General features: G+C 60.8%; 13 protein-coding genes. 8 read left to right on the top strand and 5 right to left on the bottom strand.

Going from position 1 to position 13,789, the window contains the following annotated elements; translation table 11 throughout:
* The first annotated feature begins 401 nt into the window (after nt 1–401).
* Entirely contained in the window at nt 402–1,079 is a 678-nt protein-coding gene (locus MJ639_RS03475) for a ParA family protein (RefSeq protein ID WP_243368774.1), read from the top strand.
* A 193-nt stretch (nt 1,080–1,272) separates the two neighbouring features.
* Here MJ639_RS03475 and MJ639_RS03470 read toward each other — a convergent pair whose 3' ends face one another.
* A complete protein-coding gene (locus MJ639_RS03470; protein WP_243368772.1) occupies nt 1,273–2,556 on the bottom strand; it encodes an O-acetylhomoserine aminocarboxypropyltransferase in 1,284 nt (427 codons plus the stop codon).
* Between the two features lie 723 nt (nt 2,557–3,279).
* Nucleotides 3,280–3,855 carry a CoA-binding protein gene (locus MJ639_RS03465; protein WP_423790746.1) on the bottom strand — a complete coding sequence of 192 codons (576 nt, stop codon included), beginning with the start codon at nt 3,853–3,855 and terminating at the stop codon, nt 3,280–3,282.
* On the opposite strand from MJ639_RS03465, the gene MJ639_RS03460 reads away from it, so the two are divergent.
* The gene (locus tag MJ639_RS03460) at nt 3,854–4,291 is read left to right on the top strand and encodes a PaaI family thioesterase (protein ID WP_243368770.1); all 438 of its coding nucleotides are present in this window, start codon (nt 3,854–3,856) and stop codon (nt 4,289–4,291) included. The two genes, MJ639_RS03465 and MJ639_RS03460, sit on opposite strands and share 2 nt — an antisense overlap.
* Nucleotides 4,292–4,299: 8 nt before the next feature.
* Here MJ639_RS03460 and MJ639_RS03455 read toward each other — a convergent pair whose 3' ends face one another.
* The gene (locus MJ639_RS03455) at nt 4,300–4,938 is read right to left on the bottom strand and encodes a glutathione S-transferase family protein (protein WP_243368768.1); all 639 of its coding nucleotides are present in this window, start codon (nt 4,936–4,938) and stop codon (nt 4,300–4,302) included.
* A gap of 285 nt (nt 4,939–5,223) precedes the next feature.
* On the opposite strand from MJ639_RS03455, the gene rplM reads away from it, so the two are divergent.
* The 3 genes from rplM to argC all read left to right on the top strand — a co-directional run bounded on the left by rplM (nt 5,224) and on the right by argC (nt 7,427).
* Entirely contained in the window at nt 5,224–5,688 is a 465-nt protein-coding gene (gene rplM, locus MJ639_RS03450; RefSeq protein WP_239352895.1) for a 50S ribosomal protein L13, read from the top strand.
* Nucleotides 5,689–5,691: 3 nt separating this feature from the next.
* Nucleotides 5,692–6,168, top strand: coding sequence for a 30S ribosomal protein S9 (gene rpsI / locus MJ639_RS03445; protein WP_243368766.1), 477 nt, complete (start codon nt 5,692–5,694; stop codon nt 6,166–6,168).
* Nucleotides 6,169–6,458: 290 nt separating this feature from the next.
* The gene (gene argC, locus MJ639_RS03440; RefSeq protein ID WP_243368764.1) at nt 6,459–7,427 is read left to right on the top strand and encodes an N-acetyl-gamma-glutamyl-phosphate reductase; all 969 of its coding nucleotides are present in this window, start codon (nt 6,459–6,461) and stop codon (nt 7,425–7,427) included.
* A 33-nt stretch (nt 7,428–7,460) separates the two neighbouring features.
* On the opposite strand, the gene MJ639_RS03435 is transcribed toward argC, so the two are convergent.
* The gene (locus tag MJ639_RS03435) at nt 7,461–8,345 is read right to left on the bottom strand and encodes a fumarylacetoacetate hydrolase family protein (RefSeq protein ID WP_243368762.1); all 885 of its coding nucleotides are present in this window, start codon (nt 8,343–8,345) and stop codon (nt 7,461–7,463) included.
* A 382-nt stretch (nt 8,346–8,727) separates the two neighbouring features.
* On the opposite strand from MJ639_RS03435, the gene MJ639_RS03430 reads away from it, so the two are divergent.
* Nucleotides 8,728–10,068, top strand: coding sequence for an OmpP1/FadL family transporter (locus tag MJ639_RS03430; protein WP_243368760.1), 1,341 nt, complete (start codon nt 8,728–8,730; stop codon nt 10,066–10,068).
* Nucleotides 10,069–10,157: 89 nt separating this feature from the next.
* Here the strand turns inward: MJ639_RS03430 and MJ639_RS03425 are convergent, their stop codons facing one another.
* Nucleotides 10,158–11,963, bottom strand: a complete 1,806-nt coding sequence (locus MJ639_RS03425) for a PHA/PHB synthase family protein (protein WP_243368758.1) — start codon at nt 11,961–11,963, stop codon at nt 10,158–10,160.
* A 102-nt stretch (nt 11,964–12,065) separates the two neighbouring features.
* On the opposite strand from MJ639_RS03425, the gene MJ639_RS03420 reads away from it, so the two are divergent.
* Together MJ639_RS03420 and MJ639_RS03415 are read left to right on the top strand one after the other, a co-directional pair.
* On the top strand, nt 12,066–12,479 hold the full coding sequence (locus MJ639_RS03420) for a hypothetical protein (RefSeq protein WP_243368756.1): 414 nt from the start codon (nt 12,066–12,068) through the stop codon (nt 12,477–12,479).
* Nucleotides 12,480–12,526: 47 nt separating this feature from the next.
* Complete coding sequence (locus MJ639_RS03415; protein ID WP_243368754.1) at nt 12,527–13,747, top strand: LL-diaminopimelate aminotransferase; 1,221 nt, start codon at nt 12,527–12,529, stop codon at nt 13,745–13,747.
* The last annotated feature ends 42 nt before the right edge of the window (nt 13,748–13,789 follow it).

The following is a 13,789-nucleotide window of genomic DNA, read 5'->3' as shown; positions in this document are numbered from 1 at the left end:
TGGTGCAGCTACTCGTCCATATGAAACGTGTTTTCAAGCATATTGGTGACTTTCGCAACGATACGCCTCGTCAAAAAGTGCAGGATTCGCATGGTGTAGGAACATGCGGAGAGGTGCCTATCGTATTCAAGGCTTCGGTTGACATTTGAGGCAAACTCAGGCGCTTTTGATACTTTATCCTAGGGGCCTGATTCTAGCCCTACAAGACGCCTTAAATGCTTGTCAGTCAGATTCAGGAATCCTAGTCGATCTAGAGTAATCAACGGTAAAATAATAAGCATTTCGCCTTTGGCCTTGTGCTTATTGTTTTGCTTTGTTTTTATGCTGCAGATGAACAATATTAAGCCCGCATTAGCCGAAGAGCGGCGGGCTTTACGATAACGGCTTATGAGGAGTCAGGCATGAATGTGCTGGTCTTTGCTTCGCGGAAAGGCGGCTCGGGTAAGAGCACGCTCGCTGCACATCTCGCGAGCTATATTGCCAACCCATCCCGCAAGACATTGCTGATCGACAACGATCCGCAGGGATCTCTTTCTCTCTGGCACAAGATCCGCGACCAGGAATTCCTCGGCCTGAAGCACAATGTGCGCAATCTCGGCGATGCTCTGAGAGACGCCAAGCGCGACGGTTACGAGTGGGTTCTCATCGATACCCCGCCGAACAAGTCGCCCATCGTTGCCGAAGCCATCAAGCACGCGACGCTCGTCATCATTCCTGCTCGTGCGAGCCTCTTCGACATCGCGGCCCTGCAGGATACGGTCGCGTTCGCCCGTGAGATGCGCAAGCCTTATGCCGCTGTCATCAACGCGGCTCCGGCCAAGCATGGCGACAAGGAAGATCCGGTGGTTGCCGATGCCCGCGGCGCGCTGAATGCGCTGCAGGTTCCGGTCTGGGCCGGCCAGATCACTCATCGCCCCGAGCTGACGCTGTCGCTGGCAACAGGCGAGGGCGCTGCCGAGTACAAGCCGAATTCGCAGGGCGCCGAAGAAATCGGCCGTCTCTGGACGGCTCTGGAGCGCTCGCTCAACGCGATCCACAACACCTACAAGAAGGCCGGCGGTTCCTCACGCGCTGCGTGATCGAGGCCTGAGTTCTTTTCATGAAAAGGCGGCTTTGAGCCGCCTTTTTTGTTGCCTGCGTCCGCCCCTTGTCAGTCATGGCCGAACTTGTCCCGGCCATGACGATTCATGAGAGCGCGGCGTTTCCTGTAATCGAGATCACCGGTACTAGGCCGGTGATGCCGAAGAAAAGCTGGAACTCTGTGAAAAGAGCTTAAGCCGCATCGAGAGCCTGGTTAAGGTCCTCGATCAGGTCTTCCTTGTCCTCAAGGCCGATGGACAGGCGCACGACTTCGGGGCCTGCACCGGCCTGCGTCTTCTGCTCGTCGGTGAGCTGGCGGTGCGTGGTCGAGGCCGGGTGGATCACCAGCGAGCGCGTATCGCCGATATTGGCGAGATGCGAGAACAGCTTCAGGTTAGACACGAGCTTCACGCCGGCCTCGTAGCCGCCCTTCAGCCCGAAGGTGAACACCGCGCCCGCGCCCTTCGGGCAATATTCCTTGGCAAGGTTGTGGTAGCGGTCGTTCCGCAGACCCGGATAGCTGACCCAGGATACCTTGCTATGGTTCGCCAAGTGCTCAGCAAGCGCGAGGGCATTGTCCGAATGGCGCTGCATGCGCAGCGGCAGGGTCTCGATGCCGTTGAGGATCAGGAAGGCGTTGAACGGCGAGAGCGCGGGGCCGAGATCACGCAGGCCGAGTACGCGCGCGGCAATGGCAAAGCCGAAATTGCCGAAGGTTTCGCCGAGCACCATGCCGCCATATTCGGGGCGCGGCTTGGAGAGCATCGGATAACGGTCGTCGCCCGCGAAGTTGAAGGAGCCGCCGTCCACGATCACGCCGCCGACGGAGTTGCCGTGGCCGCCGAGGAACTTGGTGGCCGAATGCACGATGATGTCGGCGCCGTGCTCGAACGGGCGGATCAGGTAGGGCGAGGCCATCGTGTTGTCGACGATGAGCGGAATGCGGTGCTTCTTGGCGATGGCCGCGATCGCCTTGATGTCGACGATCACGCCGCCCGGATTGGCGATGGACTCGATGAAGATCGCCTTGGTCTTCGGCGTAACGGCCGCCTCGAAGGTCGAGGGATCATCGGAATCGGCCCACACCACGTTCCAGCCGAAGTTCTTGTAGGAATGGTTGAACTGGTTGATCGAGCCACCATAGAGCTTCTTTGCGGCGATGAACTCGTCGCCCGGCTGAAGCAGCGTGTGGAAGGTCAGGAATTCCGCCGCATGGCCCGAGGCCACGGCAAGGGCCGCCGTGCCGCCCTCGAGTGCCGCGACGCGTTCCTCGAGAACGGCGTTGGTCGGGTTGCCGATGCGGGAATAGATGTTGCCGAAGGCCTGCAAGCCGAAAAGCGAGGCCGCATGATCCACGTCGTCGAACACGAAGGACGTGGTCTGATAGATCGGCGTCGCGCGGGCACCGGTCGCAGCATCGGGGGCAGCCCCCGCGTGAATGGCAAGCGTGTTGAAGCCTGGCAGACGATCAGACATGGGCAGCCCTTTTTCTCTTGAGAGTGACGTTCTGTTCTCTTTAAAGAACGAAACGTTCGTCGGGTCAAGGTGGCCCAAAGCATGAGAAATGGTGGGTATGAGATGTCAAAGAGCGAGCGGGCAAAGGCATGTGGAAGTGTCCTCGCGAGCGTGTTGCTCCGAGGTTTTGGGATTGAGGGGGCGCGAGGAAGCGTCCGGCTCGGTGTGGAGTGAGAGAAGAACCCGACGGCTCCTCGCGCACGGCTTTTTTAGGCGGACACCGCAGCCGTCCCAAGGATGAGCCCTTGCGACCTGCGGGCGGCCTCCTGCCGGCGGGCTCGCGTGAAGCCACATCCGCAGGACCGCTCCTGGCTCCACAATCACGACGCCTCATGAGCGCGCCCCTCGGTGAGCCGGGACAGGATCAGATATAGCTAAGGTTAGGATGATTGTCAAGAACAAAATGAGAACCCGATCCACACGGCGTCCTCCCGGACGGCGCACAGCGACGATCCGGGATCGCGTGACCAGTATAGCTCCGTGTCATCCCCGCGCAGGCGGGGATCCATAACCACGACGGTTGGAGGATAGAGCGTAACGGAAACCCGCCCGCTCATTCTGCACCGTTGGCGGATATGGATCCCCGCCTGCGCGGGAATGACAGTGTTGAGGTTCTGGTACTTTTCTCTGCTTGCGATCCCGGGTTCTGCTGCGCAGCCCCAGGAGGACACCAGGCGTTTCCCGTCAGGGGCGATTGAGCCCGAGCTTCTGGAAGCCCTTGCCGGAGAGAACCGGCTTCTTGGAACTCAGCATCCGCGAGTTCACGCCCTGCCAGGAAATCTCGCCGGAGAGGCGGCCGAACTCGATCTTGGGACAACGGTCCATCACGACCTTGATGCCCTTGGCCTCTGCCTTGGCAGCTGCCTCGTCATTGCGGACGGAGAGCTGCATCCAGATCACTTTCGGCAGCGGATCGAGCGCAAGTGCCTCATCCGTAATCGGACCGGCGGCTTCCGAATTGCGGAAGATCTCGACCATGTCGATGGGGCCGGGGATTTCGGCCAGGGAAGCATAGACTTTCTTGCCGAGCAGCTCGGTGCCTGCGATGCCCGGATTGACGGGAATGACGTCGTAGCCGCGCTCCAGCAGGTACTTGGTGACGATCCAGCTCGGACGGGCGGGGCTGGCCGAAGCGCCCACCAGCGCGATGGTCTTCACGCTGTTGAGAATGCCGCGGATGTAATCGTTCGGGTAATTGCTGTGATCCATGGCGGCAACGTATGGGATAGGGCAGGGCAGTTCAACGGGCATTTCACGCATGGCATCTCACCACCCGATCATGACAAAGGATGAACTCACCGCCTTTCTGGATCGGGAGTTTCCTCAACTGCATATCGGCGGACAGACATATTTCATCGACGAGGTCGGACCGCTCTCGGCGCGGATGCGCATGACTTATCACGACAGACATCTGCGCCCCGGCGGTACCATCTCGGGCCCCTCGATGATGGCGCTCGCCGATCTCGCGCTCTATGCCGCGATCCTTGCCCATATCGGCCCGGTGGCGCTCGCCGTTACCACAAGCCTCAACTTCAATTTCCTGCGCAAGCCCGAACCTCGCGACCTGATCGGAGAATGCAGGCTGCTCAAACTCGGCAAGCGACTCGCCGTGGGAGAGGTGTCGATTTTTTCAGAAGGCAGCGCCGATGTGGTTTGCCACGCGACGGGGACCTACTCGATTCCGGAGCGGCGCTGACTTTTGATTTATGCTGTCGCCTGTTTTTGAGTGGCCACCAGCGCATCATCGATCTCCCGCGCGCGGAGTGCCGCCGGGCGGGAGGCGATGCGTTGCCAATAGGCTTCGAAGGCCGGGCGCTTTTCGAGGGTGCCGAACATCATGCCCCAGCCGATCTGCGAGCCCACATAGACATCGGCTGCGCTGAAACGGTCACCCGCGATGTAATCGGATTGGCTGACGGCGTATTCCAGGGCGCTCACCACATCCTCGACGGAGCCGTAGCCGACCATGCCGCGTCGCTCGTCCGGCACCTTGAAGCCGAGCGCCGTGTTGCTGAGGGCGGCTTCCACGGGGCCTGCGGCGAAGAACATCCAGCGGTAATAGGGGCCACGGCGGGCATCGCCGTGCGGTGGGGCAAGGCCCGCTTCCGGAAAGGCATCCGCCAGATAGGCGCAGATGGCGGCGGCCTCGGTGACCACAATGCCCTTGTGGATGATGGTCGGCACCTTGCCCATGGGGTTGAAGGCCTTGTAGCCCGGGCTCTTCATGGTGGTCCCGAATTCCAGGATCTCGGTTTTGTAGGGCTGGCCGACCTCTTCGAGCATCCAGCGGACGATACGCCCGCGCGACATCGGATTGGTGTAGAAGATGAGATCGTCGGCCATGATTGGTCCTCTTAAGGAAAGCAGGCGAGGGAATGACGATAGCCTTGGCCGCAGGAGTCGGCAAATTGCATGTGGTTTTATGATACCGCATATGTGGTATATAAATACCATAAACGAATAAATTACTGATTTATATGGTTTTTTCGTTATACCAATTTGGCATGAATATCGTTGACTTACAGGCGTAAAATTACTAAACACCCTCTCACTCGCCGCCGCATCTCGCGGCGGTTTGTCGTTTTTCAGAACCTGAGCCCGATGGGGCTCTCAACGGGAACCAGCGCGATGAAGACTACTACTTCGCTGAAGCCCGCCGAGGTCGAGAAGAAGTGGGTTGTGATCGACGCAACGGGCCTCGTGGTAGGCCGCCTTGCTTCGGTCGTGGCGATGCGCCTCCGTGGCAAGCATAAGCCGAGCTACACGCCCCACGTCGACTGCGGCGACAATGTTATCGTTATCAACGCCGACAAGGTGGTGTTCACCGGCCGCAAGCGCGAGCAGAAGGTGTACTACCATCACACCGGTTATCCGGGCGGCATCAAGGAGCGCACCGCGCGCTTCATTCTCGAAGGCCGCTTCCCTGAGCGCGTTGTCGAGAAGGCTGTGGAGCGCATGCTCCCCCGCGGTCCGCTTTTCCGCCAGATCCTGGGCAACCTGCGCGTCTACGGCGGCGCTGAGCATCCGCATACCGCTCAGCAGCCGGAAGTCCTGGACGTCGGTTCCCTCAATGCCAAGAACGTGAGGGCCTAATCCATGGCGACCCTTCAGTCTCTCGCCGATCTGGGCACCAACGCTCAGAACGCCGCTCCGGAAGCTCCGAAGCACGTCCAGAAGCTCGACTCTCTCGGTCGCGCTTACGCCACCGGCAAGCGTAAGGACGCTGTCGCCCGCGTGTGGATCAAGCCCGGCTCCGGCAAGATCGTCATCAACGACCGCGCCGTCGAAGTTTACTTCGCTCGCCCGGTTCTCCGCCTGATCCTGTCGCAGCCGCTGCAGATCGCTCAGCGCGAAGGCCAGTACGACATCGTCGTGAACGTCAACGGCGGCGGCCTCTCCGGCCAGGCCGGTGCGGTCCGTCACGGCCTCGCCAAGGCGCTGACCTACTACGAGCCGGAGCTTCGCGGCCCGCTCAAGAAGGAAGGCTTCCTGACCCGCGATCCGCGCGTCGTCGAGCGTAAGAAGTACGGTAAGAAGAAAGCTCGCCGCAGCTTCCAGTTCTCGAAGCGCTAATCGCTTTCAGACTTGTTTTCGAAAAGGGCGGCTTTCGGGCCGCCCTTTTTATTTGGCGCACTGTCACGCTTATTGACAGAGCGAGCTGGCGATCCCATACAAACCTGATGAACCAGAGCCTTCTCATCATCCGACGCCGAATGATCGCCGCCCCGGCGCGCGTGCGATGACGGCTGTCTGAAGAGCCCGACCGCAAGCCGCGCCGATGCGCGGCTTTTTTGTTTCCCGAGAACCATATTGGCGTTATGCGGCTTAAGCCTATCGGCGGCCCTCAAGTGAATGGATCGAGCATGACAACCGCGACCCAGAATTCGGCTGATCTCAGCCAGCAGACCAAGACCGTTTTCATCGACGGCGAGGCCGGTACGACGGGGCTCGGCATTCGCGAGCGCTTGCAGGACGTGAAGGGCGTTGCCATCCGCAGCATCGATCCGGCTCGCCGCAAGGACCCGGAGGCCAAGCGCGAGATCCTGGCCGATGTCGATCTCGTGGTGCTCTGCTTGCATGACGATGCGGCGCGCGAGACGGTCTCTCTCGTCGACGGCCTGTCCGGCAAGAAGCCGAAGATCCTCGATGCCAGCACCGCGCATCGCGTCGCGCCCGGCTGGGCCTACGGTTTTGCGGAACTCGCTCCTGAACAGAAGAAGGCCGTGTCCACGACGGACCGCGTGGCCAATCCGGGCTGCTATCCGACGGGAGGGATTGCGCTCCTGCGTCCGCTCATCGATGCGGGCCTCATCCCGACCGATTACCCGATCAGCGTGAATGCGGTGAGCGGCTATAGCGGCGGCGGGCGTTCGATGATCGAGGCCTATGAGGCCGGTACGGCGCCTGCCTTCGAACTCTACGGCCTCGGCTTCGAGCACAAGCATGTGCCCGAGCTGCAGAAATATACGGGCCTCACGCGCCGCCCGATCTTCATTCCGTCCGTCGGCAATTTCCGGCAGGGGATGCTGGTGAGCATTCCGCTTCACCTCGACCTGCTGCCCGGCAAGCCGAAGGCGGTCGATCTGGAGAAGGCGCTCATGGAGCGCTATCAAGGTGGTGGCTTGGTGAGCGTCGTGCCGACGATCTCCAATGCTAAGAAGATCGAGCGCATCGAGCCCGAGGCGTTGAACGACACGGATAAACTGGAGCTCTTCGTCTTCCAGCACGACAGCTACAATCACGCCGTGCTGGTCGCGCGCCTCGACAATCTCGGCAAAGGCGCATCGGGCGCCGCGGTGCAGAACATCCAGCTCATGCTGGGACTGGCATAAGTAAAAAGGCCTCCGTTCAGAAGGCCTTTTTCATTAGTGTCCGTGACGGCCTTTGCTCGTATCCGGCGGGCTGTCCTCGAAGGCGATGAAGCGCTGGCGCTGCTCGCCAAGGCCTTCGATGCCGAGGCTCACCACATCGCCGGCTTTCAGATAACGCGGCGGCTTCATGCCCATGCCGACGCCGGGCGGTGTGCCGGTGGTGATCACATCGCCGGGCTCCAGGATCATGAAGTGAGAGACGTAAGACACGATCTGCGCGACGTTGAAGATCATGGTCTTGGTGGAGCCGGTCTGCATGCGCTCGCCGTTCACGTCGAGCCACATGGGCAGATTCTGGACATCGGGGATTTCGTCCTTCGTCACGAGCCACGGGCCGAGCGGGCCGAAGGTCGGGCAGCCTTTGCCCTTGGTCCAGGTGCCGCCGCGCTCGAGCTGGAATTCGCGCTCCGAGACGTCGTTGCAGACGCAGTAGCCCGCCACGAAATCGAGAGCTTCATTGGCGGCGACATACGAGGCGCGTTCGCCGATCACGATGGCAAGCTCCACCTCCCAATCGGTCTTCTGGGACTTGCGGGGAATGATCACGTCGTCGTTCGGGCCGACGATGCAGGAGGGGGCCTTGTTGAAGACGATGGGCTCCGCCGGAATGGGCGCTCCGGTCTCGGCGGCATGGTCGGCATAGTTCAGGCCGATGGCGATGAAGTTGCGTACCTGACCGACGCAGGCCCCAAGCCTCTGGCCTGTCGGGGCGAGGGGAAGGGTGCCGGGATCGACGCTGCGGATCTTGGAAAGGCTCCCTGACGACAGGGTCGCGCCCGTAATGTCCGGCACGATCCCGGACAGATCGCGGATCTGCCCCTGGGCATCGACGATGCCCGGCTTCTCGCTTCCAAATTCCCCAAATCTCACCAGCTTCATCCAGCGCTCCTCTCGTAACGGCACTTTGCTATTTGGCGCATCCGCACAGGCCTACAATGCATGTTCTGGGCACAAATATGTTGCCGTTTTGCCACGAGGCCGGAGAAAGCGCGACATTTCCCCTAGGAGGTGGAATGTAGCAAAATTGCAGTTCTGTGCTCTCAATACATTGGTTTACATATGAACTATGCGTAGTGAAGCGTATTGCTTCCAGAAGACCTTTGTTAATCGAAAGATTTCATAAGAACCCCGGCAAAGTATTCGGTTTTTCTAAAGTCCTGGTGGGGTACCCAGAAGGAGATTGCGGCCAAAATGAAGCATTGGCAGACTGATTGCCAAGGCGGGATTCTCCGCAACAAATCAATAAGGGTAGGAAGCTTCCATGAGCCGTCTCCACCGTTCTTTGTCCCTCGCTGCCATTTCCTTCGCAGCTCTCATCGCTGCCCAGGGCGGCGCCCAGGCTGGCGCTTTCGCCATCCGTGAGCAGAGCGCGACCGCGCAGGGCTATTCCTTCGCCGGTGCCGCATCCGGCTCGGGCTATCTCTCCTCGATGTTCTGGAACCCTGCCGTCATCACGATGATGCCGGGCTGGATGGCTGAGACGCATCTTTCGCTGATCCTTCCTCAGGTCGACATCAATCCGAACCCGCTCCTGACGCCGACCGCCATCTTCGGCGCTTCGGGCGATATCGGACAGGACGCCCTCGTGCCTGCCGGCTACGGCTCCTATCAGGTCAACGACAGGCTCTGGCTCGGCGTGTCCAGCACCTCGCCCTACGGTCTCGTGACCGATCCCCGTCAGAACTGGGCCGGTCAGGCCTATTCCCGTTCGTCGCGGATCTTCTCGCTGAACGTCAATCCGGTCGTCGGCTTCAAGGTGAACGAGTGGCTGTCGGTCGCCGCCGGTCCGTCGATCCAGTATTTCGACATCCGTCTCAAGAGCGCCGTGCCGACACCCTTCTCAGTGCCCGGCACCGTCGTTCGCCCCGGCCAGCCGAGCGGCATCCTGGAAGGTGACGATGTTGGCTACGGCTTCACGGCCGGTGTGACCCTGACCCCGGTCGCAGGAACGACGATCGGTCTCGGCTACCGTTCGGCCATTTCGCACAACCTCGAAGGCGACTTCACGCTGCCTGCTGGCGCTGTTGCTCCCATCTCGATCCGTACGCCGATCGAAGCGTCCCTCAAGACGCCTGATCAGGTGACCATCGGTCTCTCGCAGGTCATCTCGCCTGCCATGACCGTTCACCTCGGCTTCGAGTGGACGAACTGGAGCGTTCTCAAGACCCCGCTCGTCACGAATGCGGTCACCGGAGCTTTCGTTCAGGATCTTCCGCTCAACTATGACGACGGGTTCCTCTATTCGCTGGGTCTGGATTACAGGCTGAACAATCAGTGGACCGTGCGCGCCGGTCTGGCCTACGAGCAGTCGCCGATCGATACGGAGATCCGCTCCACGCGTCTGCCGGACAACGACCGCATCTGGGCTTCGCTCGGCGTTGGCTACCAGTGGAGCGACAAGCTGTCCTTCGATCTCTCCTACACCCACATCTTCGCGGCAGAGACGGATATCAACATCGTTCGGGGTCATCAGGACTTTGCCGGGCTGCCTTTCGTCGCCGACGTCGATGCCAGCGTCAACATCGTGTCGATGGGCCTGCGCTATCGCTGGGACGATCCGAAGGTCGCCATCCCGGCAGCCCCGATCGTTCGCAAGTACTGAGAACCAAAGGGTTCGAAAGACAAAGGCCGGCGGTGACGCCGGCCTTTTTTCGTTTTGGCATGTTGAAGAATGGTTCTGGTGGATGCGCCTCAGGCTCTCGCCAGAACATAAGTCCCTGGAGCATCGCAAAGCGGCTCCAGCTTGCCGCCGCCCGGCTCGCGCGCAGGCACTTTCTTCGGGGCCTGCTTTTCGATCCACGAAAACCAATAGGGCCACCAGGAACCTGCGGTCTCCGTCGCCTTGGCCATCCAGTCTTCCAGCGCACCTTCGGCCGGGCCGCCGGTCCAGTATTGGTATTTCGGCTTGGTCGGTGAATTCACTACCCCGGCGATATGGCCTGATCCTGCGAGCACATAATCCACGGGGCCACCGAACATCTGCGAGCCGAGGAAGACCGAGCGGGCAGGGGCGATGTGATCTTCCTTCGTGGCGAGGTTGAAGATCGGCACCTTGATCTTCTTCAGATCGAGCTTCACCCCGGCAAGCTCCATCTCGCCCTTGGCGAGTTTGTTGTCGAGATAACAATTGCGCAGGTAAAAGGCGTGGTTCGCCGCCGGCATGCGCGTGGAATCCGAATTCCAGTAAAGCAGGTCGAATGCGCTCGGCGCTTTGCCCTTCATGTAGACGTTCACCACGTTCGACCAGATCAGGTCCGTGGGGCGAAGCATGTTGAATGCGTTCGCCATATGCGATCCGTCCAGGTAGCCGCGCGACTTCATTTGCGCTTCGACGGTCTTGATCTGCTCTTCGTCCGCGAACACCTTCAAATCGCCCGCATGAGTGAAATCGACCTGCGCGGTGAAGAAGGTCGCGCTGTCGATGCGCTTGTCGCGCTTTGCCGCCATGTAAGCCATGGTGACGGCAAGCAGCGTGCCGCCAACGCAATAGCCAATGGCGGTTACCTTCTTCTCGCCGGTTGCCTGCTCGATAGCGTCGAGAGCCGCGAAGATGCCTTCGCGCATGTAATGCTCGAAGCCTTTCTCCGCGTGCTGCGCCTCAGGGTTGACCCAGGAGATGCAGAACACGATAAGGCCTTGCGCCACGGCCCAGCGGATGAAGCTTTTGTCGGCGTTGAGATCGAGGATGTAGTACTTGTTGATCCAGGGTGGCACGATCAGCAGCGGGCGCTTGAGCACCTGCTCGGTGGTCGGTGCATATTGGATCAGCTCGATCAGGTCATTGCGAAAGATCACCTTGCCCGGTGTCGTGGCGATGTTCACGCCGACCTTGAAGTTGCCGGGATCGGTCTGGCGGATTTTCAGCTCGCCGCGTCCGGCCTCGATATCCTCCGCCAGCATGGCGATGCCGCGCGCGAGGTTCGCGCCGTTTTCCTTCAATGTCTCGCGGATGAGCTCAGGATTGGTGAGCAGGAAGTTCGAGGGCGAAAGGGCGCTGGAAATCTGCTTGAGATAGAATTGCGCCTTGTGCCGGGTGCGCTCGTCGAGGCCGTCCGCTTCCTCCACCATGTCCTCGGCCCAGCGGGAGGAAATGAGATAGGCCTGCTTCAGGAAATCGAAGACGGGGTTTTCGGACCATTCCGGGTCCTTGAACCGACCGTCCCTTGGCTCGGGCTCCGCAACAGGTTCGGTGGGCTCGCCTTGAGCCTTCTTCAGGGTCGAGGCCCAAAGGTTGAGAAACTGCGTGCCGAGGCGTGATTGCGCCTCCAGCGATTTCTGTGGGTCGCTCATCCAGGATTCGGCAACGCGGCCCAGGGTTTTGATCGCCTCCGAGGCGTCGCTCGCGGCTTCCGGGGCGGCTCCGCGTTCTTCCAGGGGCTTGAGATAGGCGGCCGTCGCCTTGGTCGCTCCCTCGAAGAAACGAGCCATGTTGCGGGAGAGCTCTTCGAAATCCGGAGCCGAAGACTGTGTCTTCTGGTCACCGTATGGCTTGTCCATAAGGCGATCTCCCTCTATTCGCGTGATTGCCCAGGGTGCGCATTTCGAGCATCTTAGCGTTCGATCTCCGATCTGTGCAGTTATCTCTTTAGGTTAGCGACCATGCGTATTCAGTCTCTTATGGCGTCCCGTGCTCCGCGCATTCTGTTGGCGGTGGTGGTTGCTGCTAACGTTGCGGCCTGCACAGGTGGTTCCAACCCGGTGCGTGATGTTGCGGTTTCTCTGGGCGCCGGCCCCCAGGTTGCGCCGACGCCGGACTTCGTGGCCCGCTCGCGACCACAGAACATCGATTTCATGCCCATCGGAACGGCGGAAGAGGGGCGCCCGACACCGGCGCGGACGCCTGCGGAGATCAAGGCAGCCGAATCCGAACTGGATGCCCTGCGCTCCCAGAATGAGGCCGCCGGTGCCGCCGCGGCGAAAATGGGCGGAACGCCGCCGCCTGAGCCGATCCAGCTGCCGGTCAAGACGCCGCAGCGGCCTCGCCAGAAGACGAATTCCAATACCAGGCCTTAGAATCTATACCGGGTCAGATTGATCCGATTTCGCTCGAGGACAGAGCCATGTCTAATTTTTACCGCATCAAGCGCCTTCCGCCTTATGTCTTCGAGCAGGTCAACCGCATCAAAGCCGCCGCCCGCGCCAACGGAGCGGACATCATCGATCTCGGCATGGGCAATCCGGACCTCCAGGCTCCGCAGCATGTGATCGACAAGCTGGTGGAGACGGTCGGCAAGCCGCGCACGGACCGCTACTCGGCCTCCAAGGGCATCGGCGGTCTGCGCCGTGCACAGGCCGGCTATTACGAGCGTCGCTTCGGCGTGAAGCTCAACCCTGATACCCAGGTGGTGGCGACTCTCGGATCCAAAGAGGGCTTTGCCAACATGGCCCAGGCCATCACGGAGCCGGGCGACGTGATCCTGGTCCCGAACCCGAGCTATCCGATCCACGCCTTCGGCTTCCTGATGGCGGGCGGCGTGATCCGCTCGGTCCCGGCAGAACCCACACCGGAATTCTTCGTGGCCGCCGAGAAGGCGATGATGCACTCGATCCCGAAGCCGGTGGCCATGGTCGTCTGCTATCCGTCGAACCCCACGGCCTATGTGGCCTCTCTCGATTTCTACCGGGATCTCGTGGCCTTCGCGAAGAAGCACGAACTCATCCTTCTGTCGGACCTGGCCTATTCCGAGGTTTATTTCGACGAAAGCAACCCGCCGCCTTCGATCCTGCAGGTGCCCGGTGCCATCGATGTGGCGGTGGAGTTCACCTCCATGTCGAAGACCTTCTCCATGGCAGGCTGGCGCATAGGCTTTGCGGTCGGCAACGAGCGGCTGCTCGCAGCGCTTGCCCGCGTGAAATCCTATCTCGATTATGGTGCCTTTACGCCGGTCCAGGTGGCGGCGACCGCCGCTCTCAATGGTCCCGACGATTGCATCCGTGAGATGCGCGCCACCTACAAGAAGCGCCGTGACGTGCTGATTGAGTCCTTCGAGAAGGCCGGTTGGTCCATTCCGGCCCCTAGCGCCTCCATGTTCGCCTGGGTCCAGATTCCGGAAAAGTTCCGGAGCATGGGCAGCCTCGAATTCTCCAAGCTGCTGGTGGAGAAGGCTGACGTTGCGGTCGCTCCCGGCGTCGGCTTCGGCGAGCACGGTGACGATTACGTCCGCATCGCCCTTGTGGAAAACGAGCAGCGCATCCGCCAGGCCGCCCGCAACATCCGCAAGTTCTTCGATACCGCCGACCACACGCTCCACAACGTGGTGCCGCTGGCGCGCAGGGGATGAGCCTTCCTGGATAGGGCTGTCCCTCTGAATGCCCTGGTTCCC

The sequence above is a fragment of the Microvirga solisilvae genome (genome assembly GCF_022808595.1).
Lineage (GTDB): Bacteria > Pseudomonadota > Alphaproteobacteria > Rhizobiales > Beijerinckiaceae > Microvirga > Microvirga solisilvae.
The sequence above is the reverse complement of the archived record's forward strand: the minus strand, read 5'-3'. Positions and strand labels throughout refer to the sequence as shown.

Bases quoted from the DNA above. Each gene is read 5' to 3' on its own strand.
- argC (WP_243368764.1), top strand. From the start codon at position 6,459: ATGACAACCGCGACCCAGAATTCGGCTGATCTCAGCCAGCAGACCAAG.
- MJ639_RS03420 (WP_243368756.1), top strand. From the start codon at position 12,066: ATGCGTATTCAGTCTCTTATGGCGTCCCGTGCTCCGCGCATTCTGTTG.
- rplM (WP_239352895.1), top strand. From the start codon at position 5,224: ATGAAGACTACTACTTCGCTGAAGCCCGCCGAGGTCGAGAAGAAGTGG.
- rpsI (WP_243368766.1), top strand. From the start codon at position 5,692: ATGGCGACCCTTCAGTCTCTCGCCGATCTGGGCACCAACGCTCAGAAC.
- MJ639_RS03435 (WP_243368762.1), bottom strand. From the start codon at position 8,345: ATGAAGCTGGTGAGATTTGGGGAATTTGGAAGCGAGAAGCCGGGCATC.
- MJ639_RS03465 (WP_423790746.1), bottom strand. From the start codon at position 3,855: ATGCGTGAAATGCCCGTTGAACTGCCCTGCCCTATCCCATACGTTGCC.
- MJ639_RS03475 (WP_243368774.1), top strand. From the start codon at position 402: ATGAATGTGCTGGTCTTTGCTTCGCGGAAAGGCGGCTCGGGTAAGAGC.
- MJ639_RS03455 (WP_243368768.1), bottom strand. From the start codon at position 4,938: ATGGCCGACGATCTCATCTTCTACACCAATCCGATGTCGCGCGGGCGT.
- MJ639_RS03470 (WP_243368772.1), bottom strand. From the start codon at position 2,556: ATGTCTGATCGTCTGCCAGGCTTCAACACGCTTGCCATTCACGCGGGG.
- MJ639_RS03460 (WP_243368770.1), top strand. From the start codon at position 3,854: ATGGCATCTCACCACCCGATCATGACAAAGGATGAACTCACCGCCTTT.
- MJ639_RS03430 (WP_243368760.1), top strand. From the start codon at position 8,728: ATGAGCCGTCTCCACCGTTCTTTGTCCCTCGCTGCCATTTCCTTCGCA.
- MJ639_RS03415 (WP_243368754.1), top strand. From the start codon at position 12,527: ATGTCTAATTTTTACCGCATCAAGCGCCTTCCGCCTTATGTCTTCGAG.
- MJ639_RS03425 (WP_243368758.1), bottom strand. From the start codon at position 11,963: ATGGACAAGCCATACGGTGACCAGAAGACACAGTCTTCGGCTCCGGAT.